28 protein-coding genes and 2 riboswitches are annotated in these 24,921 nt (G+C 65.4%); of the genes, 14 read left to right on the forward strand and 14 right to left on the reverse strand.

Annotated elements, in window-relative coordinates; genetic code table 11:
• The first annotated feature begins 3 nt into the window (after positions 1-3).
• Positions 4-993, forward strand: coding sequence for a GTP 3',8-cyclase MoaA (gene moaA / locus IB234_RS14400; RefSeq protein WP_192318869.1), 990 nt, complete (start codon positions 4-6; stop codon positions 991-993).
• A 129-nt stretch (positions 994-1,122) separates the two neighbouring features.
• Positions 1,123-1,342, forward strand: a riboswitch (cobalamin riboswitch).
• A 101-nt stretch (positions 1,343-1,443) separates the two neighbouring features.
• A complete protein-coding gene (locus IB234_RS14405; RefSeq protein ID WP_192318872.1) occupies positions 1,444-3,318 on the forward strand; it encodes a TonB-dependent receptor domain-containing protein in 1,875 nt (624 codons plus the stop codon).
• Between the two features lie 132 nt (positions 3,319-3,450).
• Here IB234_RS14405 and IB234_RS14410 read toward each other — a convergent pair whose 3' ends face one another.
• From IB234_RS14410 to nrdR, 13 genes are all read right to left on the reverse strand, one after another.
• Positions 3,451-4,251 (reverse strand): cobalamin-binding protein, encoded by an 801-nt coding sequence (locus tag IB234_RS14410; RefSeq protein ID WP_225580579.1) that lies wholly within the window; start codon positions 4,249-4,251, stop codon positions 3,451-3,453.
• Positions 4,244-4,663, reverse strand: coding sequence for an MFS transporter (locus IB234_RS14415; RefSeq protein WP_192318876.1), 420 nt, complete (start codon positions 4,661-4,663; stop codon positions 4,244-4,246). The genes IB234_RS14410 and IB234_RS14415 overlap by 8 nt, the downstream gene beginning before the upstream one ends.
• Positions 4,660-5,271, reverse strand: coding sequence for a GTP cyclohydrolase II (gene ribA, locus IB234_RS14420; protein ID WP_192318879.1), 612 nt, complete (start codon positions 5,269-5,271; stop codon positions 4,660-4,662). Before ribA ends, IB234_RS14415 begins: the two co-directional genes overlap by 4 nt.
• A gap of 115 nt (positions 5,272-5,386) precedes the next feature.
• Positions 5,387-6,040 carry a TIGR02281 family clan AA aspartic protease gene (locus IB234_RS14425; protein ID WP_192318882.1) on the reverse strand — a complete coding sequence of 218 codons (654 nt, stop codon included), beginning with the start codon at positions 6,038-6,040 and terminating at the stop codon, positions 5,387-5,389.
• Entirely contained in the window at positions 6,027-6,788 is a 762-nt protein-coding gene (locus IB234_RS14430; protein WP_192318885.1) for a substrate-binding periplasmic protein, read from the reverse strand. The genes IB234_RS14425 and IB234_RS14430 overlap by 14 nt, the downstream gene beginning before the upstream one ends.
• An 8-nt stretch (positions 6,789-6,796) precedes the next feature.
• Positions 6,797-7,285: a phosphatidylglycerophosphatase A gene (locus tag IB234_RS14435; RefSeq protein WP_192318888.1), complete on the reverse strand. Its 489-nt coding sequence runs from the start codon at positions 7,283-7,285 to the stop codon at positions 6,797-6,799.
• Positions 7,286-7,291: 6 nt separating this feature from the next.
• A complete protein-coding gene (thiL, locus tag IB234_RS14440; protein ID WP_192318891.1) occupies positions 7,292-8,254 on the reverse strand; it encodes a thiamine-phosphate kinase in 963 nt (320 codons plus the stop codon).
• 4 nt (positions 8,255-8,258) lie between these two features.
• Positions 8,259-8,744 (reverse strand): transcription antitermination factor NusB, encoded by a 486-nt coding sequence (gene nusB / locus IB234_RS14445; RefSeq protein ID WP_192318894.1) that lies wholly within the window; start codon positions 8,742-8,744, stop codon positions 8,259-8,261.
• Complete coding sequence (ribE, locus tag IB234_RS14450) at positions 8,741-9,217, reverse strand: 6,7-dimethyl-8-ribityllumazine synthase (protein ID WP_043310363.1); 477 nt, start codon at positions 9,215-9,217, stop codon at positions 8,741-8,743. Before ribE ends, nusB begins: the two co-directional genes overlap by 4 nt.
• A 136-nt stretch (positions 9,218-9,353) precedes the next feature.
• Positions 9,354-10,433: a bifunctional 3,4-dihydroxy-2-butanone-4-phosphate synthase/GTP cyclohydrolase II gene (gene ribBA, locus IB234_RS14455; protein ID WP_192318897.1), complete on the reverse strand. Its 1,080-nt coding sequence runs from the start codon at positions 10,431-10,433 to the stop codon at positions 9,354-9,356.
• 10 nt (positions 10,434-10,443) lie between these two features.
• Complete coding sequence (locus tag IB234_RS14460) at positions 10,444-11,106, reverse strand: riboflavin synthase (protein ID WP_192318900.1); 663 nt, start codon at positions 11,104-11,106, stop codon at positions 10,444-10,446.
• 120 nt (positions 11,107-11,226) lie between these two features.
• Positions 11,227-11,377, reverse strand: a riboswitch (FMN riboswitch).
• A gap of 87 nt (positions 11,378-11,464) precedes the next feature.
• Positions 11,465-12,580 (reverse strand): bifunctional diaminohydroxyphosphoribosylaminopyrimidine deaminase/5-amino-6-(5-phosphoribosylamino)uracil reductase RibD, encoded by a 1,116-nt coding sequence (ribD, locus tag IB234_RS14465; protein WP_192318904.1) that lies wholly within the window; start codon positions 12,578-12,580, stop codon positions 11,465-11,467.
• Positions 12,577-13,041: a transcriptional regulator NrdR gene (gene nrdR / locus IB234_RS14470; RefSeq protein ID WP_192318907.1), complete on the reverse strand. Its 465-nt coding sequence runs from the start codon at positions 13,039-13,041 to the stop codon at positions 12,577-12,579. Before nrdR ends, ribD begins: the two co-directional genes overlap by 4 nt.
• A 146-nt stretch (positions 13,042-13,187) precedes the next feature.
• On the opposite strand from nrdR, the gene IB234_RS14475 reads away from it, so the two are divergent.
• The 7 genes from IB234_RS14475 to IB234_RS14505 all read left to right on the forward strand — a co-directional run bounded on the left by IB234_RS14475 (position 13,188) and on the right by IB234_RS14505 (position 20,169).
• On the forward strand, positions 13,188-13,706 hold the full coding sequence (locus tag IB234_RS14475; RefSeq protein ID WP_192318911.1) for a sigma-70 family RNA polymerase sigma factor: 519 nt from the start codon (positions 13,188-13,190) through the stop codon (positions 13,704-13,706).
• Entirely contained in the window at positions 13,703-14,686 is a 984-nt protein-coding gene (locus tag IB234_RS14480; RefSeq protein ID WP_192318914.1) for a FecR family protein, read from the forward strand. The genes IB234_RS14475 and IB234_RS14480 overlap by 4 nt, the downstream gene beginning before the upstream one ends.
• 90 nt (positions 14,687-14,776) lie before the next feature.
• Positions 14,777-17,185 (forward strand): TonB-dependent siderophore receptor, encoded by a 2,409-nt coding sequence (locus IB234_RS14485; protein WP_225580580.1) that lies wholly within the window; start codon positions 14,777-14,779, stop codon positions 17,183-17,185.
• A gap of 348 nt (positions 17,186-17,533) precedes the next feature.
• Positions 17,534-17,971 carry a hypothetical protein gene (locus tag IB234_RS14490; protein ID WP_192318920.1) on the forward strand — a complete coding sequence of 146 codons (438 nt, stop codon included), beginning with the start codon at positions 17,534-17,536 and terminating at the stop codon, positions 17,969-17,971.
• Positions 17,968-18,621, forward strand: coding sequence for a class I SAM-dependent methyltransferase (locus IB234_RS14495; RefSeq protein ID WP_192318923.1), 654 nt, complete (start codon positions 17,968-17,970; stop codon positions 18,619-18,621). Before IB234_RS14490 ends, IB234_RS14495 begins: the two co-directional genes overlap by 4 nt.
• 90 nt (positions 18,622-18,711) lie before the next feature.
• Entirely contained in the window at positions 18,712-19,584 is an 873-nt protein-coding gene (trxA, locus tag IB234_RS14500) for a thioredoxin (RefSeq protein WP_192318926.1), read from the forward strand.
• A 147-nt stretch (positions 19,585-19,731) separates the two neighbouring features.
• Positions 19,732-20,169 (forward strand): acyl-CoA thioesterase, encoded by a 438-nt coding sequence (locus IB234_RS14505; RefSeq protein ID WP_192318929.1) that lies wholly within the window; start codon positions 19,732-19,734, stop codon positions 20,167-20,169.
• Positions 20,170-20,214: 45 nt separating this feature from the next.
• On the opposite strand, the gene IB234_RS14510 is transcribed toward IB234_RS14505, so the two are convergent.
• Positions 20,215-20,559, reverse strand: a complete 345-nt coding sequence (locus IB234_RS14510; RefSeq protein WP_192318932.1) for a hypothetical protein — start codon at positions 20,557-20,559, stop codon at positions 20,215-20,217.
• 113 nt (positions 20,560-20,672) lie between these two features.
• Between IB234_RS14510 and IB234_RS14515 the strand changes: the two genes are divergently transcribed.
• From IB234_RS14515 to IB234_RS14535, 5 genes are all read left to right on the forward strand, one after another.
• Positions 20,673-21,257 (forward strand): DUF2796 domain-containing protein, encoded by a 585-nt coding sequence (locus IB234_RS14515; protein ID WP_192318935.1) that lies wholly within the window; start codon positions 20,673-20,675, stop codon positions 21,255-21,257.
• Between the two features lie 81 nt (positions 21,258-21,338).
• On the forward strand, positions 21,339-22,046 hold the full coding sequence (locus IB234_RS14520) for an ABC transporter ATP-binding protein (RefSeq protein ID WP_192318938.1): 708 nt from the start codon (positions 21,339-21,341) through the stop codon (positions 22,044-22,046).
• A 268-nt stretch (positions 22,047-22,314) separates the two neighbouring features.
• Positions 22,315-23,577 carry an ABC transporter permease gene (locus IB234_RS14525; protein WP_192318941.1) on the forward strand — a complete coding sequence of 421 codons (1,263 nt, stop codon included), beginning with the start codon at positions 22,315-22,317 and terminating at the stop codon, positions 23,575-23,577.
• A gap of 8 nt (positions 23,578-23,585) precedes the next feature.
• Positions 23,586-24,113, forward strand: a complete 528-nt coding sequence (locus tag IB234_RS14530) for a DUF3299 domain-containing protein (protein WP_192318944.1) — start codon at positions 23,586-23,588, stop codon at positions 24,111-24,113.
• Between the two features lie 119 nt (positions 24,114-24,232).
• Complete coding sequence (locus tag IB234_RS14535) at positions 24,233-24,919, forward strand: OmpW/AlkL family protein (RefSeq protein ID WP_192318947.1); 687 nt, start codon at positions 24,233-24,235, stop codon at positions 24,917-24,919.
• Positions 24,920-24,921 lie beyond the last annotated feature (2 nt).

The following is a 24,921-nucleotide window of genomic DNA, read 5'->3' on the forward strand; positions in this document are numbered from 1 at the left end:
CCCATGAGCAACCTGCAGGACGGCTTCGGCCGGCGCATCGACTACCTGCGCCTGTCAGTGACCGACCGCTGCGACTTCCGCTGCGTGTACTGCATGGCCGAGAACATGACCTTCCTGCCGCGCAGCGAGACGCTCAGCCTGGAGGAGCTGTACCGGCTGGCGCGGCTGTTCGTCGGCCAGGGCGTGAAGAAGATTCGCCTGACCGGTGGCGAGCCACTGGTGCGCCAGGGCATCGTCGATCTCTGCCAGCGCATCGCCGCCCTGCCCGGCCTGCGCGAGCTGACCCTGACCAGCAACGGTTCGCAGCTGCGCAAGCTGGCCGCACCGCTGGCCAGGGTCGGCGTCAGCCGCGTCAACATCAGCCTAGACAGCCTGCAGCCCGAACGTTTCCGTGCACTGACCCGTACGGGCGACCTGCTCCAGGTGCTGGATGGCATCGAGGCGGCACGCGACGCCGGCTTCGCCCGCATCAGGCTCAATACGGTGGTCATGCGCGGGCGCAACCTGGACGAGGTGCCGGCACTGGTCGACTACGCCCTCGAACGCGGACTGGACATCAGCTTCATCGAGGAGATGCCGCTGGGCGAAGTCGGTCGCTCTCGCGGCGAAAGCTACTGTTCCAGCGACGAGGTTCGCGCGCTGATTGCCAGCCACCATCGTCTGCTCGACAGCACCGAGCACAGCGGTGGCCCGGCGCGCTATGTTCGGCCGACGGCTTACCCGAACAGCCGCATCGGCTTCATCTCGCCGCACAGCCACAACTTCTGCGCCAGCTGCAACCGCGTGCGCCTGACCGTGGAAGGCAAGCTGCTGCTGTGCCTGGGCCACGACAATGCCCTCGACCTGCGCGCCCTGCTGCGGCGCTTTCCCGACGACGACCAGCCACTGCTCGATGCCCTGCACGCCAGCCTGCAGCACAAGCCGCAGCAGCATCGTTTCAACCTCGACGCAAGCGTGCAGGTACTGCGCTTCATGAATGCCAGCGGCGGCTAGCCGCTGTCTATCCGTAGGGTGCGCCGGAGCAACACCACGTATTCCGACGCACACGGCGCACCCTACGGTCTGGTCGGAAACATATTTCCGGCCTTGAATTGAGCCAGCCATGCGCTTAAGGTCGCGCGCACTCCATCCAGGTGTGCCGGATGAGCCGCTCGCACGGCTCGTCACCACGGCATTAAACGGGAAGCCGGTGCGCTCCACGAGCAAACCCGGCGCTGCCCCCGCAACGGTAATCGACCCCGATCTGATCGGCGTCCGCTCGAACGCCACTGTGCTGCTGCACGGGAAGGCGAGCGGATGTGCGTCGAGAGCCCGGATACCGGCCTGCATGGTGATTCGACTGGTGTTGCGGAGGGCATCACCGTCAAGCACTTGCGACGCCCGCCGCCGCAGCGCTTGCACCTGCCCTCCTCAAAAGTCTCCCGACCTTTTGAGGATTGATCGATGAAGTTGTCCCGTCTTGCCCTGGCTGTCGCCCTGCTACCCGGCGGCTCCGTTCTGGCCGCCGACCAGGAAGCGGCCCTGAAGCTGTCCGAAACCCTGATCAGCGCCAACCGCGAGGCCCAGGCCCGCAGCACCAGCAGCGTCGCCAGCACGGTGTTCACCCGCGCCGATATCGAGCGCCTGCAACCACGCAACGTGGTGGAGTTGCTCAACCGCGTGCCCGGCGTACAGGTCACCGACAACGGCATCGGTAGCCTGGCCAGCCTGTATATCCGCGGCACCAAATCGGCCCAGAGCCTGGTGCTGGTGGATGGTATGCGCATCGGCTCCGCCAGCTCCGGCGACAGCAACCTGCAACACCTGAACATCGACCAGATCGAGCGTATCGAAGTGCTGCGCGGGCCGCGCTCGGCCATCCATGGCGCCGACGCCATCGGCGGCGTGGTGCAGATATTCACCCGCCGCAGCGCCAGCGAAGGCCTGAAACCCTTCGTGCGCATGGGCTACGGCAGCAACGCCAGCTGGCAGCGCAGTGCCGGCATCTCCGGTGGCGACGAGCAGACCCGCTTCAGCCTGGCTGGCAGTCTCAACGAGACCCATGGCATCGATCGCACCGGCACCTCCTACGACTCCGACCAGGACCACGATGCCTACCGCAACAAGGCCTTCAGCCTGAGCCTCAGCCACAGCTTCAGTGATCGCATCGAAGCCGGCATCAACGTGCTCGACCAGCGTGGCCGCACCGAGTTCGACAACCCCTTCGGCCGCTTCGACATGACCACTTTCGAGTCGGTCGGCCAGGACCCGTACAGCGACTTCACCGTCAGCAGCGTCTCCAGCTACCTCGATGCGCAGATCAACGATGTCTGGAGCAGCCGCCTGGAAGTCGGCCACAGCGAGAACCGCGAGGAGAGCCTGGACAAGCTCAGCGACGAGCGCGGCATATTCAACACCTATCGTGACTCGGTGAACTGGCTGAACACCCTGACCCTGAGCGACAGCCATAGCCTGCTGCTGGGCGCCGACTGGTACGAGGACCAGCTCAACAGCAACACCGCCTTCGACGAGCAGCAACGCTGGAACCAGGCCGCCTTCGTCCAGCATCGCTACCAGGGCGAACACTTCGCCACCGAACTGGGCCTGCGCCACGACAAGAACGAACAGTTCGGCAGCGAGAACACCTGGAGCGGCGCCCTCACCGTACCGTTGAACAAGGCCAACGACCTGGTGCTGTCCTACAGCGAGGGCTTCCGTGCGCCGACCTTCAACGACCTCTACTACCCGGGCTACAGCAACCCGGACCTCAAACCCGAACACTCGAAGAGCTACGAGTTGCAGTGGCGCAGCCAACTGGCCGAGAGCACGCGCCTGGAAGCCTCGGTGTACCGCACCGACATCAAGGACGCCATCGCCAACGACCAGAACTTCATCCCGCAGAACATCGCCACTGCGCGCATCCACGGCTTCGAGGCAGCGCTGCAGCAGGAGCTGTTCGGCTGGCAGGGGCAACTGGGCGTCGCCTTCGTCGACCCGCGCGACCGCGACAGCGGCCATACCCTCAACCGCCGCGCGCGTCGCACGCTGACGCTGGATCTCGACCGTGCCTTTGGTGATTTCGCCGTGGGCGCCACCTGGCAGGCAGCGAGCAGCAGCTATGACGATCCGAACAACCAGTACGAGCTGGGCGGCTATGGCCTGCTGGGCCTGCGCGGCAGCTGGCAGGCAACTGGCGAACTGAAGCTGGAGGCGAAGATCGACAACCTGCTGGACAAGGATTACCAGCGCGCCCTGTACGAGCACGAAGGCGAGCGCTACGGCTATCGCCAGGAAGGCCGCAGCGCCATGCTCGGCTTCGTCTGGACGCCGGAGCTGTAGATCCCTGATCAGCAAAAAGGCCCCTTTCAGGGGCCTTTTTCTGGGTCATCTGCTCGCCTACAGCGCTAAAGCATCGCTTCGTAGGGTGCGCCGTGCGCACCCTACGACAGCGCGACCCCATGCCCCTCATTGCTAGCGCGCGTTGACGAGCAGCGCGCAGAGCTTCTCGGTGGCCGCCAGCATCTGGAAGCTGGGCCGCTCCAGGCCCTTGTCCGGTACCGTCCACAGCTGACCGAACCGCACCGCCGGTATCTGCGGCCAGGCGCGCCAATGCTGCAGTTCACCTTCGCTGCCAGCCAGGATCACCTCAGGTGATCGCTGCAGCACCGCCTCGACATTGACCTGCGGTGCGGGCAAACGCTGGTCGGCGAACACGTTGTGCGCACCACAAACCTCCAGCGCATCACCGATGATCTGCCGTCCACCGATGGTGTACAGCGGCTCGTGCCAGACCTGATAGAACACCGGCAACGGCGACTCGCGCCGGTAGCGCTGGCGCAGACCGGCCAGGCGTGCACTGAACTCGTCACGCAGCTGCCGGCCACGAGCCTCGACACCAACCTGCTGACCGATTTCAGCGAACTGTTCGGCCAACTGCTGCAGCTCATGGGGCTCACCGACATACAGAGGGATGCCAAAGGACTTCAGTTGCTCGCGCTGGGCCTCCGGCACGCTGTCCGGCCACAGCAGCAATAGGTCGGGACGCAGCGCCAGCAGGGTCTCCAGCTCCACCTGGCCATAACGGCCTACCGAGGGTAGATGAGCCAGTGCCGCGGGACGCTCACCACCGTCGAGCACGCCGACCAGACGCTCTCCGGCGCCCAGCTCCAGCATGATTTCCGACATCGAGGGAGCCAGACTGACCACCCGCTCCGCCGCCCCCAGCGGCAGGCTCAGGACGAGCAGGCAGGCAACGAGAAAGCGCTTAGCCAAGCTGGCGCGGAATGCGGTACAGGCAGAACAGCACCACGCTGCTCAGGGACAGGAGGATCAGCGCGACGGCATTCAGCCCGCTGAACAGGGCGATGGCAGCGATCCAGGCCGGCAGGCCTGCGCCGAGGAAGCCCTTGCGGCGCTGCCGGGCCAGTTCCAGCCAGGCCTCGCGTTCGTGCTCGCCATCCAGGGCCGCCTCGGTGGCGATCAGGGCGTGCTTGTAGGCCGAGAACAGCGGCAGGCTGACGAACATGGAGGCCATGCCGGCGATGAACAGCGGCATTTCCATCACGCTGCCGAGCACCTGGCTGCTGCCGAACAGCACGTTGAGGAAGAACAGCGGCGCCAGGGCGAAGCCGAACCAGCGCCACCATTCGAGGGCCAGTCGGCGACGCACCTCGGCGCGGGTCATTCTTCTTCCGCCTGGTGCTTGAGGCCCAGCAGGTGACCGAGCTTGCCGGCCTTGGTCGCCAGGTACTTGCGGTTGTGCGGATTGAGACCGGTTTCCAGCGGGCGGCGCTCGGCCACACGTACGCCAAAGCCTTCCAGCGCCTTGACCTTGCGCGGATTGTTGGTCATCAGGTTGATTGCGCGAATGCCCAGGTGATCGAGCATCGGCTGACAGATCGAATAGTCGCGCTGATCAGCGGCGAAGCCCAGGCGCTCGTTGGCCTCGACGGTATCGGCACCGCCGTCCTGTAGTTCATAGGCGCGAATCTTGTTCAGCAGGCCGATACCACGGCCCTCCTGGCGCAGATACAGCAGCACGCCGCGGCCTTCCAGGGCGATGGCGCGCAGGGCCGCCTCGAGCTGGGCACCGCAGTCGCAACGCTGGCTGAACAGGGCATCGCCGGTCAGGCACTCGGAATGCAGGCGACCCAGCACGGGCTGGCCGTCGGCGATATCACCCAAGGTCAGGGCGACATGCTCCTTGCCGGTCTCCTCGTCGAGGAAACCGTGCATGGTGAAGACCGCGAAGGGCGTGGGCAGCTTGGAGGCGGCGACGAAGACGACGGACACCGGGTGCTCCTGTTGGACGTTCGGCAGAAAAGGCCGGCATTGTACCAGCCGAGGCGGCGCACGGCGCAGCCTGAATTATCGGCGATAAGGATCGAAAGGGCCGATGAATCGGTCGCTACAGCTTGGACTCCAGTTGCAGTACGCCATTCTCCTCACGCCAACGCACCCGGCTGAGGAAGCTCATGCCCAGCAGGACTTCGGTGGGAGAGTCGCCTTCCAGGACGGCACCCTCTACGCCAAGCACCTCCAGACTGCCGATCTTCACGCTGTCCAGCTTGATCTGCCAGGCCTTGATGGTACCGCCGGCCGTGTTGGCCACCATAGGGCGCCCCTGCACCCGATAGTCGATACCAAGGCGACGGGCCTGGCCCTCGTTCATCGCGACCGAGGTGGCCCCGGTATCGACCAGGAACTGCACCGGATGGCCCTCGATGGAGCCAGCCACCCAGTAGTGATTGCCGGCACCACGGCTGATGCTGAGCTGGTTCTTCTGCAACTCGCCAGTCGGCGCAGACTGATTGTATTCGCGCGACATTGCGTAACTGCGCTGCACGCCTTCGATTTCGAGCACGGCACCCTTGTTGTCCGCACTCACCACCTTGACGCCACCCGGCCCGGTCTGGCCTGCCCGCACGAGCTTGCGGTGGCCGTCGACCAGCAGCACCGCCGCTCCGGGGAAAAGTCCAACTACCTGCACCTGGGGCTCGGCGTGCAACTGCGGGGTCATGGCCAGCAACAGGCCGGCGGCAAACAGCTCAAGGCGACGCATCGGGTCTCTCCATGTCCTCATCGAACGGATAGGGCTGCTGCCAGCGGTGGAAAATCGCTCGCAGCTTGTCGCTCTGTACCAACTCGGCCATGCGTCGGTCGAAGAGGTCGGCCAGGGCACGCCCGCGCGCAGTATCGGCAAAGCCTACATACAGCGGCAAGCGGGTCAACGACGTGATGCGAAAGCGTTCCGGCTGAGGCCCACTCTTCAGCACATCGGACGCCTCGGTGAACGCATCAATGTAGAAATCGGCGTGCCCGCGCTCAAGCATGCCGAGAATGCCCGAGCGCCGCTCGATCTCCTGGAACTCCAGCGGCCCTGGCAGGTACTTCTGATAGCCATAGCCGCGCATCCACGCCAGTCGATACGTTTTCAGCGACTGCAGATCGGGCACCGGCTTGCCGACCAGGCCAAGGGCGACGATAGGGTCGGCGTCATAGGGCCAGCGGGGATAGATGACGTTCTCACGGACTTCCCCTAAATACGAACCCAGCCAGGCATCGGCCTCGCCACGCTGCACCAGCCCAACGGAGCGGGTGTATGGCACATTGCGCTGATCCACGCGCACACCGGCAGGCCCGAACACCTCGCGCATGATCTCCCAGGCCAGCCCGGAACCATCGCGATTGGTGTACCCCACCCAGTACTCGCTGACCAACCGCACATGATCTGGCAGAGGCTGGCCCGCCTGAGCGCAGACGCCGAACAGCCCGAGAACCAGTCCCAGCATCCACTTATACATGGGCATTCCTTGCCTCAGGCCAGTCCCCAGACCAGAAGCTGCATGGCCACCCAGGCGAATACACCCGCCAACACGTCGTCCAGCATGATGCCGATGCCTCCGTGCACATGGCGATCTATCCAGCGAATCGGCCAGGGCTTGAGGATGTCGAACAGGCGGAACACCAAGAAGCCTAGCAGTATCCATTGCCATCCCTCCGGCACCAGCCAGAGGGTGATCCACATACCGACCATCTCGTCCCAGACGATGCCCTCGTGGTCGTGCACGCCCATGTCCTCGGCCACCCGCCCGCACAGCCAGAAGCCGAACAGCATGGTCACGCCGAGCATCAGCCAGTAGCCCCAGTCCGGCAGCATCTGCCACAGCGGGATGAACGGGATCGCCACCAGCGAGCCCCAGGTGCCTGGCGCCTTGGGCATCAGCCCGGAGCCGAAGCCGAAGGCGAGGAAGTGCCAGGGATTGCGCCATACCTGCGGCGCGACTTTCACGACTTCAGTCACCATGCATCTCTATGTTTGTTGTGCGAAATGTTGATAGCCCGCCCGTGGCGGCTCAAGGCGACGGCCCTCGCCGTCCAGCAGCTGTAAGCCCTGCCCTGCCACGACGCGGCCGATTACCACGGCCTCTGGCCATTGGGCCCGCAGCACCGGCAGGAGTTCGCCCGGCAGGGTAAAGGCCAGGCGATAGTCGTCGCCACCGGCCAGCGCACAGTCCAGCGCCCGCTCACCGGCCAGGTCGCGTAGGGCGGGCGACAGCGGCACGCGATCACGCTCGATCTGCAGTTCCACGCCGGAAGCCGCGGCGATATGGCCGCAGTCGGCCAGCAAACCGTCGGAAATATCCAGCGCCGCCGTGGCCCGGCCACGCAGCCACTGGCCGAGGGCCAGCTGCGGCTGCGGCGCCCAGTAACGCTGCAGCAGATAGTCGGCCGACTCGCCTGGCACCTGCTGCGCGCCCAGCACCAGCGGCAGCGCCCCAGCACCGTCGCCCAGGCTGCCGCCGACGCAGAGCAGATCGCCCGCGCGCGCGCCGCTGCGGGTCAGCGCCTGCCCCGTCGGTACTCGACCGAACACAGTCAGGGTCAGGCTCAGCAGTCCGCGCGTGGTGTCGCCACCGACCAGGGCAATGCGGCACTGCCCGGCCATCTGCGACAGACCTCGGGCGAAGCCCTCCAGCCAGGCCGGCTCGGCCGTGGGCAGGGTCAGCGCCAGGGTGAAGGCGAGCGGCTCGGCGCCCATGGCAGCCAGATCGCTGACGCTCACCGCCAGGGCGCGCTGGCCAAGCAGGAAAGGATCGCAGGAATGGGGAAAGTGCACGCCGTCCACCAGGGTATCGGTGGACAGGGCCAGTTGCTGGCCGGGCGGCAGTTGCAGCAGAGCGCAGTCGTCGCCGATGCCGAGGGCAACGCCTTCGGCCGCCTGCGCACAGGGCGCGGCGGCGAAGTAGCGACGAATCAGCTCGAACTCGCCCAAAGCCTCAGCGCTTGCCGGCGTTGACTTCCGGCCCGCGCAGGGTCGGCGCCAGCTTGTCCAGCACGCCGTTGACGAACTTGTGCCCGTCGGTGGCGCCGAAGGTCTTGGCCAGCTCGATGCCTTCGTTGATCACGACCTTGTAGGGCACGTCGACGCGGCTCTTCAGCTCCCAGGCGGACAGGCGCAGGATGGCCAGTTCGACCGGGTCCAGCTCGTCCAGCGGGATGCTCAGCAACGGCGCGAAGGCCTCGTCGAGTTCGGTCTTCTGGTGCGCCACGCCATGCAGGATCTCATGGAAGTAGGCACCGTCGACGCCGCTGAAGTCGTTGTCGACGCGGAACTGCGCTTCGATCTCGTTCAGCGACTGACCGGCCATGTGCCACTGATACAGTGCCTGCATGGCCAGGCTACGGGCCACGCGACGCTGCGCGATCTTGCCCTTGGCCTTGGGCTGCGGAGCGTCCTGGCTGTCGTCGTGATTTAGGCTCACTTGGCCTCCAGGGCCGCCAGCAGGCTGACCATTTCCAGGGCGGACAGAGCAGCTTCGGCGCCCTTGTTACCGGCCTTGGTGCCGGAGCGCTCGATGGCCTGCTCGATGGAGTCGACGGTCAGTACGCCGAAGGCGACCGGCACGCCGTATTCCATGGACACCTGGGCCAGGCCCTTGGTGCACTCGCCGGCGACGTATTCGAAGTGCGGGGTACCGCCACGGATCACCGCGCCGAGGGCGATGATGGCGGCGAACTCGCCGCGCTGGGCGACTTTCTGGGTGACCAGCGGAATTTCGAAGGCACCCGGCGCGCGGATGACGGTGATGTCGCTTTCCTTCACGCCGTGGCGGACCAGGGCGTCGACGGCGCCGCTGACCAGGCTCTCGACGACGAAGCTGTTGAAGCGGCCAACCACCAGGGCGTATTTGCCTTGCGGGGCGATGAAGGTACCTTCGATGGTCTTCAGGGTCATGGGCGAGTCTCGATTCGGATAAAGAGCCGGAATGCCTGAGGCACTCCGTGATGAAAAAGTTAAGCCCACTTGTGGGGCACTGACCAAGGGCTGCGGCCGATCTAGACGCGGCGCGCAGCACTCCTGGCTCAGGGCCTTATTCGGCGGGCAGGTATTCTACAACTTCCAGGTCAAAGCCGGATATGGCGTTGAACTTCATCGGCGAGCTCATCAGGCGCATCTTGCGCACGCCCAGATCACGCAGGATCTGCGAGCCGGCACCGACGGTGCTGTAGGTCGCCGGGCTCGGCGTCGGCTGCTTGTTCAGGTGGGCGAACAGCTCCGGGCCGGTGAGCGGGTTGCCGAGCAGCAGCACCACGCCGCTGCCGGCCTTGGCCACTTCGGCCATCGCCGCGCGCAGGCTCCAGCGCCCGGGCTGCTTGACCAGGAACAGGTCGCGCAGCGGCTCCATGTTGTGCACGCGGACCAGCGTCGGCTCCTCGGCGCACACCTTGCCCAGGGTCAGGGCCATGTGCGCGGTGTTCTCTACGCCGTCACGGTAGGTGACCAGGGTGAACTGGCCCAGCTCGGTGTCCAGCGGCTGCTCACTGACGCGCTCGACGGTGCGCTCGTGGATCAGGCGGTAGTGGATCAGGTCGGCGATGGTGCCGATCTTCAGACCGTGCTCCTCAGCGAACTTCTCCAGCTCCGGGCGACGGGCCATGGTGCCGTCGTCGTTCATGATCTCGCAGATCACGCCGGAAGGCTCGAAACCGGCCATGCGCGCCAGGTCGCAAGCCGCCTCGGTGTGGCCGGCGCGGGCCAGCACGCCGCCGGGCTGGGCCATCAGCGGGAAGATGTGGCCGGGGCTGACGATATCGTCGGCCACTGCGTTCTTGGCCACGGCGGCCTGCACGGTACGTGCGCGGTCGGCGGCGGAGATGCCGGTGGTCACACCCTCGGCGGCCTCGATGGAAACGGTGAACTTGGTGCCGAAGCCGGAGCCGTTGCGCGGCGCCATCAGCGGCAGCTTGAGCAGCTCGCAGCGCTCGCGGCTCATCGGCATGCAAATCAGGCCACGGGCGAAGCGGGCCATGAAGTTGATGTGCTCGGCGGTGGTGCATTCGGAGGCGATGATGATGTCGCCCTCGTTCTCGCGGTCCTCGTCATCCATGAGGATGACCATCTTGCCGGCGCGGATGTCTTCGATCAGTTCTTCTGCGGTATTCAGGGCCATGCTGGCAATCTCACTTGTTCAGGTAGCCGTGTTCGGCGAGGAAAGCTTCGCTGATGCCGGAAGCGCTAGGTTCGGCGGCCTTGTCGCCGAGCAGCAGGCGCTCCAGGTAGCGCGCCAGCAGGTCCACCTCAAGGTTGACCTTACGTCCCGGCCGGTAGTCGGCCATGATGGTTTCGACCAGGGTGTGCGGCACGATGGTCAGCTCGAACTCGGCGCCGTTGACGGCGTTGACCGTCAGGCTGGTGCCGTCGACGGTGATCGAGCCCTTCAGCGCGATGTACTTGGCCAGCTCGCGCGGCGCACGTACGGTGAACTGGATGGCGCGGGCATTTTCCTCGCGCTTGACGATCTCGCCGACGCCGTCTACGTGGCCGCTGACCAGGTGACCACCGAGGCGGGTGGTCGGGGTCAGGGCCTTCTCCAGGTTGACCCGGCTGCCGGCCTTCAGATCGATGAAGGCGGTGCGCGCCAGGGTCTCGCGGCTGACATCGGCCCAGAAGCCGTCGCCAGGCAGCTCGACCGCGGTCAGGCACACGCCATTGACCGCGATGCTGTCGCCCAGCTTGACGTCGCCCAGATCCAGCTTGCCGGTCTCGACGTAGACGCGCACGTCGCCGCCCTTGGGCGTCATGGCACGGATGCTACCGATGGATTCGATTATGCCGGTGAACATGCGTCCTCCCGGTGAATGGTGCAATGCAGCATGGATGATCTCCTGTTTTGGTCAAAAACAGGGCAATGCCGATCGATAGGGATTTTCGCGGACGCAGACGGACGGCGCCCCGGAAGGGAATCCCGCTCTCTCTTTATCCGGACTATACCGTCGGCCCCGGAATCACACCGGGTCTGCTGACCTCGCGCGGCAGGTGCCGTGGCGAGCGCTCGCGGGCTAGGCCTAGGCCATTACCGCCGGTGGGGAATCACACCCCGCCCTGAGAACGTTGCGCCCACCAAAGTGAGCGCGGCTGGCTTTTTACCATATTTGCCGCGCCGCTGCATGGCGGCGCTTCGATCAAACCAATCGAAATGCCTCAGCGCGGCTTGGGCACCGCAGTGATCCGCCAGTCGCCACCGACCGCACGGATATCGCGAATCTCCAGATCCTGCGCCTCGGCCATGCGCGCCAGCGGCCAGTCCAGCAACGGCCTGGCGCTGGAGCCAAGGAACTTGGGCGCGACGAACAGCTGGTACTCGTCGACCAGCCCGGCGCGGGCGAAGGCTCCGGCCAGCTTGGGCCCGGCCTCGACCAACACCTCGTTGGCGCCGCGCCCGGCCAGCTCGGTGAGCAGCTTGCGCAGATCGACGTGGCCGTTGCTGCCGGGCAGCGCCAGCAGCTCGTGGCGCTCCTCGGTGAAACGCTCGCGGGCAGAGGCCGCCGCACAGGTGGCGACCAGCGCCGGGCCGGCCTGGAAGAAGGGTGATGCCAGCGGCACGCGCAGGCGTCCGTCGACCAGCACGCGCAGCGGCGGGCGGTCGATGGCCAGGGCAGTCAGCTCGGCGTTCAGACCCAGTTCCTCGGCGCGCACGGTCAGGCGCGCCTGATCGGCAAGCACGGTGTCGGCGCCGGTGATCACCACGCTGGAACGGGCGCGCAGGCGTTGCACCGCGGCGCGCGCCTCGGGGCCGGTGATCCACTGGCTCTCGCCACTGGCCATGGCGGTGCGACCGTCCAGGCTCATGGCCAGTTTGACCCGCACGAACGGTAGGCCCTGCTCCATGCGCTTGATGAAGCCGGCGTTGAGTTCGCGCGCCTCGGCCTCCAGCACGCCGCTGTGCACGGCGATACCGACACCCATCAGGCGCAGCAGGCCGCGTCCGGCAACTTGCGGGTTGGGGTCCTGCATGGCCGCCACCACGCGGGCCACCCCGGCGGCCACCAGCGCATCGGCGCAGGGCGGCGTGCGGCCGTGGTGGCTGCAGGGTTCCAGGGTGACGTAGGCGGTGGCACCACGGGCCTTGTCGCCGGCCTGGCGCAGCGCGTGCACCTCGGCATGCGGCTCGCCGGCCTTGGCGTGCCAGCCTTCGCCGACGATCTTGTCGCCCTGGACGATGACGCAGCCAACGCGTGGATTCGGATGGGTGGAATACAGCCCCTTGCGCGCCAGTTCCAGCGCGCGGGCCATGAATTGCTGATCGACCACACTCATTCCTTGGACGGCTCGCGGGCCAGGCGTTCGATCTCCTCGCGGAACTCGTTGAGGTCCTGGAAGCGCCGGTAGACCGAGGCGAAACGGATGTAGGCGACTTCGTCGAGCTTCTGCAGCTCGGTCATCACCAGCTCGCCGAGCACCCGCGACTTGATCTCGCGCTCACCAGTGGCGCGCAGGCGATGCTTGATATGGGCGATGGCCTCTTCCAGGCGCTCGATGCTGACCGGTCGCTTCTCCAGCGCGCGCTGCATGCCGGCGCGCAGCTTGTCTTCATCGAAGGGCTGGCGGCTGCCGTCGGACTTGATCAGGCGCGGCATCACCAGTTCGGCAGTCTCGAAGGTGGTGAAGCGCTCACCACAGGCCACGCATTCGCGGCGCCTGCGCACCTGGTCACCCTCGGCGACCAGGCGGGAGTCGATGACCTTGGTGTCGTTGGCAGCGCAGAAAGGACAATGCATTACAGGAAGGCGCCCAGGAAATGGAGGCTCATGGTAGCGCATCCGTTTGCCCTGACAAATGAACACCCCGGAACGAAGCCGACTTGCCAAAGCACAGATCGGCGGAGAAGATGAGAACGATTTTCATGAACTTCGATTACTCACACATGCCTGCCGACAAAAGCTCGTCGCCCTCTTCCCTGCACAGCCTTTATGCCGACCACCACGGCTGGCTGTACGCCTGGCTCTGCAAGAAACTGCAGAACCGTGCCGATGCCGCGGACATGACCCAGGACACCTTCCTGCGCGTCCTCAATTCCCCGCAACTCGAAAGGCTCCAGGAGCCCCGGGCGTTCCTCTGCACCGTGGCCAAACGCATCCTGTGCAGCTTCTGGCGCCGTCATGAACTGGAGCAGAGCTACCTGTCGGCCCTGGCCAGCCTCCCGGAGCCCGTCGCTCCCTCGGAGGAGGAATATGCTCTGGTGCGCGAGGCGCTGGAGGCCATCGACCGCCTGCTGGACGGCCTGCCAGGCAACGTGCGCCATGCCTTCCTGCTCAACCGCCTGGAAGGACTGCCCCATGCACAGATCGCCGCGGAGCTCGGCGTCTCCCTGGCCACGGTCGAACGCTGGATCAAGCGTGCCCTGACCCATCTTTATCTCGCCCGCCTGCAGGAGGCGCCATGAGCGGCGGCAGGCGCCTCGACCCCATCGGCGAAGCGGCCATCGACTGGATGATGCGGCTGGACTCGGGCAGCGCCGGCACGGCAGAACGCCAGGCTTTCGAGACCTGGCTGGCGCAGGACCCGCGCCATCGACACGCCTGGGAGCACCTGCAGGGTCAGTTGGCAGAGCCTCTGGCCCGGCTGGTCCAGGCTGAGCGGCAGATGCCCGGCCAGTTGCACGCCGCCACCCAGGCGTTGCGCCAGCCGGGGCTTTCCGCCAGCAGACGCAAGCTGCTTGGCGGCAGCGGCGCTCTGCTGGTGCTGCTTGGTCTGTCCGGTGGTATCGCCCTGCAACGCAACATGCCGCTGAACGCGGTGTTCGCCGACCTGCGCAGCGGTACCGGCGAGCGCCGCCGCATCAGCTTGCCGGATGGCAGCCTGCTGATCCTCAATGCGCGCTCGGCAGTGGATCTCGATTTCAGCGCAGACCTGCGCCTGCTGCGCTTGCGCGAAGGCGAACTGCAGGTCAGCGTAGCCGCCGATGCCAGCCGCCCCTTCCTGGTGCAGACCGCCCAAGGCCGGGTCCGCGCACTGGGTACACGCTTCACCGTTCGCCAGACAGGCAGCCACAGCTTGGTATCCGTGCAGGAGCACAGCGTCGAGGTCAGCACCCTCGGTGGCCAGCATGCTGTCGTCGAAAGTGGCGGCACCTTGCGCTTCAGCAGCACCTCTGTGAGCCCGCAGGCGACGGACCCGAGCCGCTACGCGAGCTGGGTTGACGGCCTGCTGGAAGTTCGCGACGAACCGCTGGAGGCCGTCATCGACGCCCTGCGCCCCTATCGTCGCGGCCTGCTGCGCGTCTCGCCGGAAGCCGCAAGACTACGGGTATTCGGCGTATTTCCCCTGGACGACAGCGAACGCGCCCTGCAAGCGTTGGCCGAGGTCCTGCCGATTCGCATGGAGCGCTACGGCCCCTGGCTGACCCTGATCGACAGCCGCTGAATAAAAATATTTCTCATCATGTGAGGGATTTTCCCGCCTCGTTGGACATGGCTAGCGAATGCCAACGAAAACCAACGAGGAATGCACCCGATGCGCCCCACCCGTTTGAACCCCGCCAGCCTGGCGCTGGCCGTGTCCCTGGCCACCAGCGGTACCCTGGCCCTGCTGCCAATTCATGCCGCCCAGGCTGCCGAAGCCAGGCTCGGCTTCGATATCGCCAGCGGCCCGCTGGAACAGACCCTGCGCCAGATCGCCCGGCAAAGCGGCCGGGTGATCGCCGCCGACCCCACGCTGCTGCAAGGCAAGCAGTCCGCTGCCGTGCGCGGCGATTTCAGCGCGGAAGAAGCCGTGCGCCAGGCCCTGAGCGGTACCAACCTGCAACTGCTGGTCACCGACAACGGCACCCTGACGGTACAGGAAGTCGAAACCGGGAGCGCCCTGCAACTGGGGGCGACCAGCATCAGCACCAGCCGCCTCGGCGCGACCACGGAAGGTACTGGCTCCTACACCACAGGCGTGACCAGCACCGCCACCAAGATGAACCTGTCGATTCGCGAAACGCCACAATCCATCAGCGTCGTCACCCGCCAGCAGATGAACGACCAGAACATGCAGTCCTTGGAAGACGTGGCCATGGCCGCGACAGGGATCAATACCGTCAAGGGGTTCGGCACCGAGCGTCCACTGTATTACGCGCGAGGTTTCCAGGTGGACGACCTGCAGGTCGACGGCCTGCCGACCAGCGTGACCGAAAGCTTCTCGATGGACGTCATGTCCGTGAACAACATGGCCATATATGATCGGGTCGAGATCGTGCGCGGCGCCAATGGCCTGTTGCAGGGTGCGGGCAACCCCTCGGCGGCCATCAACATGGTGCGCAAGCGGCCTACCCAGGACTATCAGCTCAAAGCCGAGATAGGCGCGGGTTCATGGGATAACTACCGGACCCAGCTGGATGTCGGCGGCCCGTTGAATGCCGAAGGGACCCTGCGCGGTCGAACGGTACTGATGTACAACAACCGCAATAGCTACCAGGACTACGCCGGCAAGGAAAACCAGCTGTTCTATGCAATCGGCGAAGCGGATCTGAGTGACTCGACCACCTTGACCGTCGGTGGATCGGTGCAGCAGGACAACAACAACGGCTACGACTGGGGTGGACTGCCGACACGCCTGGACGGCAGCTTCTACGACCTCTCCCGTTCGACCTCCACGGCCGGCAAATGGGCCTATCTGGACAAGCTGAACCGCAACGTCTTCGCCGATATCAAGCACTCGTTCAACGAAGACTGGAACCTGACCGTCGCGACCAATCTCATCTGGTCCAATGCGGACTTTCTGGCGCAGGTCGGCTATCACACCTTCGATACCGACTCGTCGATGCAGTACTACCCCAACAGCGCCAGATACGATGACGAGCAGATCAACCTGGACGCAGCGCTGAACGGCGCATTCAACCTGATGGGCCGCAAGCACGAAGTGGTCGTGGGCACGAGCGTGCGCCGCGATCGCCTGCAATACGTGACCGGCTCGCCGAGCGTCTACCCTACGGTGGATGTCCTCGACTTCGATTCTTCGCAATTCCCCAAACCGGAAATAGTCGGGGACCTCACACCAAGCCGCCATGTGCGCAAGGACAAAGGGATCTACGCAGCTACCCGCCTCAATCCTACCGACGACCTCCACGTGATCCTTGGCAGCCGCTTGAGCTGGGTCGATTACGATACCCAGGGCCCATGGGAAACCGACCGTTTCAAGGAAGACCGCAAGGTCATTCCGTACGGTGGCATCGTCTATGACATCACCGATCAGACCTCGGTCTACGCCAGTTACACTGAAATCTACAAACTGCAAAGCAACTACAGTGTCGACAACAAGTTGCTCGCTCCCACGACGGGTAGCAACTACGAGATCGGCCTGAAGAACGAGTTGTTCGACGGCAGACTCAACGCCTCTCTGGCGCTGTTCCAGGTCGATCAGGCGGGGTTGCCCCAGGTCGTACCCGAGGCAGGCCGTGTCTGTGGGCCGACCCGCGATGCCCGTTGCTATACCGAAGGCGCCAAGGTGCGTAACCGAGGTTTCGATGCGGAAGTGTCGGGCGAGCTGATGCCAGGCTGGAATGCCTCGATGGGTTACACCTACAGCCATCCCAAGTACGTTGCCGGGGCCAGCAAGGGCGACATCTACGGTACGGAAAACTCGCCTCAGCGACTGTTCAAGGCGGCTACTACCTATCAGCTGCCGGGTGGGCTGGACCAATGGCGAGTGGGTACCAGTGTCTATCACCAGAGCAAGCTGTACCTGAACAACATCACCCAGGGCGCTTACAACCTGGTCGATCTCAACGCCAACTATCGCATCAACCAGAATGTCAGCGTCCAGTTGAACCTCAACAACGTGTTTGATGAGAAGTACTACACCGCCATCTTCAGCACGGATACCGGCAACTACTACGGCGCCCCGCGCAATTTCGCGCTTACCCTGCGCTACGAAAACTGACCTGCCCCTGCGCCGGCCACCTCCGAGCCTGTGCTCACAGGTGGCTGGCACCTTGTCCTCCTTGCGACTGCGCACATCCTGCGGACTTGAAGTTCTGCCTTCGAAGACTCCGTTACGGCAGCCTGAAGGTTGTCGATCCTTACGGTATTCCTAAGCCGTTGTCCTGCTTATCCACCCTACCACCACACAGCCATAGGCATCTCCGTATCGACAGAGAATGCTCGCGGCTTTCCACCCGGCGACGCCCAATCACCTGATCGTCCTGACACTACCGGCGCTTTCCTTTGCATTTGCCCCGGCGCTGCTGGGAAAATCCAGCACATTGTCCTTACCCGCACTGGTAGCCCGATGCCCCTGCGTCTGCTCGCCCTTTCCAGCCTGATCATCCTGCTCACGGCCTGTGCTTCCGAAGCGCCAAAGCCGGCACCCGCCGAACCGACACATTCGATCAAGACTCCCGAACCGACACCAGCGCCCTTCCTCCATGAGTTGCAAGGCAAGCTGCTCGGCGTGCCGGCCAGGGCTGATGTCGAACTGGCGTTGCTGGTGGTGGACGAGCGCGGCCGCCCGCAGCGCCTGCTGTCGAGCCTGAAACTGGTCGGCTCCGGCAACGCCCTGCCGTTTCGCCTGGGCTTCGACCCGGCAGAGTTTCCAGTGCAGCAGAAGGTCGAATTGCGTGGCCGCGCCAGCCAGTCCGGCCGCCTGATCCTGCACCTGCCATCGCGCCTGATCCAGAGCGCCGATTCGCAGTCGGTGGGTGACCTGCAGCTCGTGCCGGCCCCATGAATGCCCCCGCCGCCCTGCAGGACGCCCTGCAACAGCTGCTCGGCGACGCCCGCCTGAGCGCCGAGACCCTGCCCGGCACCGATATCCGCCTGTGGCTGGTCGACCCGGCCAACATGGACCGCAGCTTCAGCCCGGAAGAGACCCGGCGCATCCTCGAGGAGCCGCCCTACTGGAGCTTCTGCTGGGCCAGCGGCCTGGCCCTGGCGCGCTGGCTGGCAGAAAAACCCGAGTGGGTACGCGGCAAGCGCGTGCTCGACTTCGGCGCCGGCTCCGGCGTGGCAGCCATCGCTGCGGCCAAGGCAGGCGCTGCGGAAGTGGTGGCCTGCGATCTCGATCCGCTGGCCATCGCCTCCTGCCGGGCCAACGCCGAGCTGAATGGCGTGGAGCTGAGCTACTCGCTGGATTTCTTCACCGAGGACGACCGCTTCGACCTGATCATCGTCGCCGACGTGCTCTACGACCGCGCCAACCTGCCGCTGCTCGACGCCTTCCTCACTCGCGGCCGGGAAGCCCTGGTGGCCGACTCGCGGGTCAAGGACTTCCAGCATCCGCTGTACCAGCGCCTGGGCCTGCTCGACGCTTGCACCTGGCCGGATCTGGCCGAGCCGGCGGAGTTCCGCAGCGTCAGCCTGTATCACGCGAAACGCTGAGCCGCTGTGGCCCGGATGCATGCCGGGCTTGTTTCCGCCGGGCAGCGCCCGCATTTATAGTTCCAGTCTTTCGCCTCTCCGAGAAAAACCATGAGCGATACCCCCTACATCTTCGACGTATCCGGCGCCGCCAACTTCGAGCAGCTGGTGATCCAGAACTCCTTCCACAAACCGGTGCTGGTGGACTTCTGGGCCGAGTGGTGCGCGCCGTGCAAGGCGCTGATGCCGCTGCTGGCGAAGATCGCCGAGGAGTTCCGCGGCGAGCTGCTGCTGGCCAAGGTCGACTGCGACGTGGAGCAGGACATCGTCGCCCGCTTCGGCATCCGCAGCCTGCCGACCGTGGTGCTGTTCAAGGATGGCCAGCCGGTCGACGGCTTTGCCGGTGCCCAGCCGGAGTCGGCCATCCGCGAGATGCTCAAACCGCACGTGGCCGAGCCGGCGCCGCTGGCCGCCGACCCGCTGGAGACCGCCCAGGCTCTGTTCACCGAGGAGCGTTTCGGCGAGGCCGAGACCCTGCTCAAGCAGGTGCTGACCGAGAACAACGAGAACGCCGCGGCGCTGATCCTCTACGCGCGCTGCCTGGCCGAGCGCGGCGAGCTGGGCGAAGCCGAGGCGGTGCTGGGCGCGGTCAAGGGCGACGAGCACAAGCAGGCCCTGGCCGGTGCCAAGGCGCAGCTGACCTTCCTCCGTCAGGCCGCCGACCTGCCGGATGGCGCCGAGCTGAAGAGCCGCCTGGCGCAAGATGCGAACGACGCCGAGGCGACCTACCAGCTGGCCATCCAGCAGCTGGCGCGTCAGCAATACGAGGCCGCGCTGGACGGCCTGCTCAAGCTGTTCGTGCGTAATCGCAGCTATGCCGAGGGCATCGCCCACAAGACCCTGCTGCAGGTGTTCGACCTGCTGGGCAATGATCACCCGCTGGTGACCCTGTACCGCCGCAAGCTGTACCAGGCGATCTACTGAAACGATCTCCTGACTGTCGGCCATACTGCGTTGAAAACGGCCCGGGACACGGCGTCTCGGGCTGCTCATTTACACCCCGTAAACTCCGCGCCCTCAGCCGTTTTCGCCTTGTCTGGCTCTAATTCAGAAGATCGTAAAGGCCCCTATATGACCCAACCTTTCCGCCTGCTGCTGCGGGTGCGCTACGGCGAATGCGACGCCCAGCAGGTGGTGTTCAACGCCCGCTATGGCGACTACGTCGACGTGGCGGCGACAGAGTTCTACCGCGCCGTGTTCGGCAGTTATCAGGCCTTGCTGGAGCAGGGCCTGGACAGCCAGGTGGTACGCATGGTCACCGACTGGAGCGCGCCGGCACGCTTCGATGATGTGCTGCAGCTGGAAGCCAGCACCCTGCGCCTGGGCAACAGCTCATTCACCCTGCAGGTGGATATCCGCCGCCATTCCGACCAGGCAGCCATCGCTCGCAGCGAGATCACCTATGTGATGGTCGACGCCCAGGCCTTCACCAAGACGCCGATTCCTGAAGTCATCCGCGCGCAGCTTGAGCGCGGCGCACCGGACGTGACGGTGAACCAGGCCGGTTAGTACTGCTCCCATTTCGGCACAAGCAGTGCCGAACGGAACCAGTCCCTAGCTGATCCAGCGATACAGCGGCGCTTCGGCGCCGCTTTCTATCTGCACCTGCGGGCAATGACGCAGGCGCACCAGCAGGCGCTTGCCGGCTGCCTCGCCACCGGCCAGGGCGGCCAGCTCGCCGAGTAACTGCGGCCCCTCCATGCTGCCGGCGGTCTGCAGCAGCTGCAGGGCCTGCGGCCACAGATCGTTGCTCGGGCCGGCCACGGGCGCGGCTTTCGCCACGGCAGGTGGCGCCGCTTCCAGCGGCAGGCGGGCGACCAGTTGCGCCCAGTCCTCGGCATCCATCTCCACCGTCAGGTCCACCGGCCAGTCACCAACTCGCCCCTTGATTCGCAGCATCTCGCCCACTCCAGAACATCAGGCCACCATGCTGCCATGCCGACCGGGGCTGGCCAATCACAGCGACTAAGTGTTACAACATAACCTAACAATTGATCGCCGGAGTTTGCCCCATGCGTCGCACCCTGCTCGCCCTGCCCTTCGCTCTGCTGCCCTTCACCATCGCCCAGGCCGACAGCCATGAGCATGTGCACGACCACGATCATGCCCATGAGGAGCACGGCAGCCTCGGCGCCCACGAGCACGGTGTGGCCAGCCTCAACGTGGCGCTGGACGGGCAGACCCTGGAGATCCAGCTGGAGAGCCCGGCGATGAATCTGCTCGGCTTCGAGCACGCAGCCAAGAACGATGCCGACAAGGCCAAGGTCGCCAGCACGCGCAAGCACCTGGAGCAGCCGCAGGCGCTGTTCGCCCTGCCGATCGAGGCCAAGTGCGCGCTACAGGAAAGCGAGTTGGAGAGCCCGCTGTTCGGCGACGCCGAGCACGCAGAGCATGAGCACGGCGACGAACACGGCCACAGCGACATCGACGCCAGTTACCACTTCACCTGCGCCAATGCCGAGGCGCTGAAGACCCTGGAGCTGGGCAGCTTCTTCGGCACCTTCCCCGGCACCGAGAAACTCGAAGTGCAGCTGATTGGCCCCAGCGGCCAGCAAGGCGCCGAGCTGACTCCGCGCAACTCGCGCCTGAGCTTCTGACACATTTGCGGCGCACCTGTCGGGTGCGCCGTCCGCCTGCTTGCCTTTAAGCTGTCGCCATCTCCGACGCGCGAATCGCCCATGCCCGACGCACTGATCGAACTCCAAGACCTCGGCTTCGCCTGGCCCGGCCAGGCCGAGCTGCTGGATATCCCCGCCTTCACCCTGCAACGTGGCGAGAGCCTGTTCCTCAAAGGCCCCAGCGGCAGCGGCAAGACCACCTTGCTCGGCCTGCTCGGCGGCGTGCAGAAGCCCGGTCGTGGCAGCCTCAAGCTGCTCGGCCAGGAGCTGGCAACGCTGTCCTCCGGCGCCCGCGACCGCTTCCGCGTCGACCACACCGGCTACATCTTTCAGCAGTTCAACCTGCTGCCATTCCTCTCCGTGCGCGAGAACGTCGAGCTGCCCTGCCGCTTCTCGAAGAGCCGCGCGCAGCGGGCCAAGGAACGCCATGGCAGCGTCGATGGCGCTGCCGCGCAGCTGCTCGAACACCTGGGACTGAAGGCCGAGTTACTGGAACGCCGCGCCGATTCGCTGTCCATCGGCCAGCAACAACGCGTCGCCGCCGCCCGCGCGCTGATCGGCCAGCCGGAGCTGGTGATCGCCGATGAGCCGACCTCGGCGCTGGACCATGACGCCCGCGAGGCATTCCTCCAGTTGCTGTTCGCCGAATGCCGCGCCGCCGGCGCCAGCCTGCTGTTCGTCAGCCACGACCAGAGCCTGGCGCCGCTGTTCGACCGCAGCGTGTCGCTGGCCGAGCTCAACCGTGCCGCCAAGCCGGTGGAGGTATAGGGTCTGTTCCCGTTTTTTTTGTGGGCCGCGCCGGAGCCAGTTTTTGCGTGGAGAAAGGCATGAGGAGAGAGGTTTGGTTATTCCAAATGAACGACGAATAACGCAACGCCGCGCAAAAACTGGCCCGGCCCGTCGGGTTGCGCGTCAAATGGCGCCACGCGTTGTTGCGGAACTTGCCAAGGGAGCGACCATTGCCTGCGTCCCGCGCCTAGCCTGGCGCCATTTGACGCAGCAACGCGGCCCACAAAAAAACGGGAACAGACCCTAAATGCACCTGCTCCGCATCGCCCTGGCCAGCCTGGCCAACCGCCGCTTCACCGCGCTGCTCACGGTGTTCGCCATCGCCCTGTCGGTGTGCCTGCTGCTGGCCGTCGAGCGCGTGCGTACCGAGGCACGCGCCAGCTTCGCCAGCACCATCAGCGGCACCGACCTGATCGTCGGCGCCCGTTCGGGCTCGGTGAACCTGCTGCTGTATTCGGTATTCCGCATCGGCAACGCCACCAACAATATCCGCTGGGACAGCTTCGAGACCCTGGCCAAACACCCGCAGGTGAAGTGGGCGATCCCGCTGTCACTGGGCGACTCGCACCGTGGCTACCGTGTGCTGGGTACCGACCCCGGCTACTTCGAGCACTACCGCTACGGCCGCGCCCAGCCGCTGCAGCTGGCCCAGGGCAAGCCCTTCGCCGACCTGTTCGAGGTGGTGCTCGGCGCCGAGGTGGCGGAGGCACTGAAGTACAAGCTCGGCGACCAGATCGTCCTGGCCCACGGCGTCGCCACCGTCAGCCTGACCCAGCACGACGACAAGCCCTTCACCGTGGTCGGCATCCTCACCCGCACCGGCACACCGGTAGACCGTACCCTGCACATCTCGCTGGAGGGCATGGAGGCACTTCACGTCGACTGGCAGAACGGCATGCCGGCGCGCGGCAACGCCAAGGTCTCCGCCGAGCAGGCGCGCGACATGCACCTGCAGCCCAAGGCGATCACCGCCGTGCTGCTCGGCCTGAAGAGCAAGGTCGCCACCTTCGCCGTGCAACGCCAGGTCAACGAATTCCGCGGCGAGCCGCTGCTGGCGATCCTCCCGGGCGTGGCCCTGCAGGAGCTGTGGAGTCTGATGGGCACAGCCGAGAAGGCGCTGTTCGTGGTCTCGCTGTTCGTCGTGCTGACCGGCCTGATCGGCATGCTCACCGCCATCCTCACCAGCCTCAACGAGCGCCGCCGCGAGATGGCCATCCTGCGTTCGGTGGGCGCACGGCCCTGGCACATTGCCGGGCTACTGGTGCTGGAGGCGCTGGTGCTGGCCGCGGCTGGTGCTGCTTTGGGCCTGGCCCTACTGTATGGCGGCATCGCCGTCAGCCAGGGCTGGGTGCAGGCGCAATATGGCCTGCACCTGCCGCTGGCGCTACCCAGCGCCTATGAGTGGAGCCTGCTCGGCGCTATTCTGGGCGCCGCCCTGCTGATGGGCGCCGTGCCGGCCTGGCGCGCCTATCGGCAGTCGCTGGCCGACGGCCTGTCCATTCGTCTATGAGGTTGCCCATGCGTCATCTGTTGTTCGCCCTGCTGCTCGCCATCGCCAGCCCGCTGTGGGCACCCGCCGCCTTGGCAGACGATGTGCGAGAGCTGACCTGGAGCGAGCTGATCCCCAAGGATGCGCCACCACAAACAGCACAGCAGGCACCGATGCACGATCTATCGCAGCTGGCCGACGCACTGGCCGCCGAGAGCGGCCCGGCGGCCCAGCAGCAATCGCCGGATGCGCCGGTGATCAAGGCGCTGGACGGCCAGCAAGTCAAACTGCCCGGGTACATCGTGCCGCTGGACGTGACAGAGGAAGGCCGGGTGACCGAGTTCCTCTTCGTACCCTACTTCGGCGCCTGCATCCACGTGCCGCCGCCGCCGTCCAACCAGATCGTGCACGTCACCAGCGAGCTGGGCGTGCTGATGGACGCGCTCTACCAGCCCTTCTGGATCGAGGGCCCGATGAAGGTCGAGGCACGCAGCAGCGAGATGGGCAATGCCGGCTACCAGATGTCCGCCGAGAAGATCTACCCCTACGAGATGTAGTGCGACAGCCAGCCGCACCCTCGATCACACGGCTATTGAGCCAGGTCAAAAAGTCACTCGCGGGGCTCCGTAGGATGACAGTCAGCCAACACACATTGCTGACTCCCCGGAGCTCCATGATGAAGAAAACACTGCTCGCCACCTCCCTGATTGCCCTCGCCCTGGCCGCCCCGCTGGCCCAGGCTCACAAGGCCGGCGACATCATCGTCCGTGCCGGTGCTGTGACCGTCGACCCGCACGAAGACAGCAGCGACATCTGGGTAGGTGCACTCGGTACCAACGTATCTGGCACCAAAGCCACCCTGGACAGCGACACCCAGCTGGGCCTGAACTTCGCCTACATGGTCACCGACCACGTCGGTGTCGAGCTGCTGGCCGCCACCCCGTTCAGCCACGATGTCGGCGTCAGCGGCATGCCTGGCCCGTACGCTGGCCTCAATGGCAAGCTCGGTGAGCTGAAACACCTGCCGCCGACCCTTAGCGTCGTCTACTACCCGCTGGAAGCCAGCTCGGCCTTCCAGCCCTATGTCGGTGCCGGCATCAACTACACCTGGTTCTTCGACACCAAGCTGACCAGCGAAGCCGAGGACAAGGGCTTCAGCGGCCTCGATCTGAAAGACTCCTGGGGCCTGGCCGCGCAGATCGGCATGGACTACATGCTGACCGACCACCTGATGGTCAATGCCCAGGTGCGCTACATCGACATCGACACCGAAGGCACCACCAACATTCTTGGCGACAAGGTGAAAGTGGACGTGGACGTAGATCCGTTCGTCTACATGGTCGGCCTGGGCTACAAGTTCTAAGC

The organism is Pseudomonas sp. PDM16 (genome assembly GCF_014851865.1).
In the GTDB taxonomy this organism is placed as follows: Bacteria; Pseudomonadota; Gammaproteobacteria; order Pseudomonadales; family Pseudomonadaceae; genus Aquipseudomonas.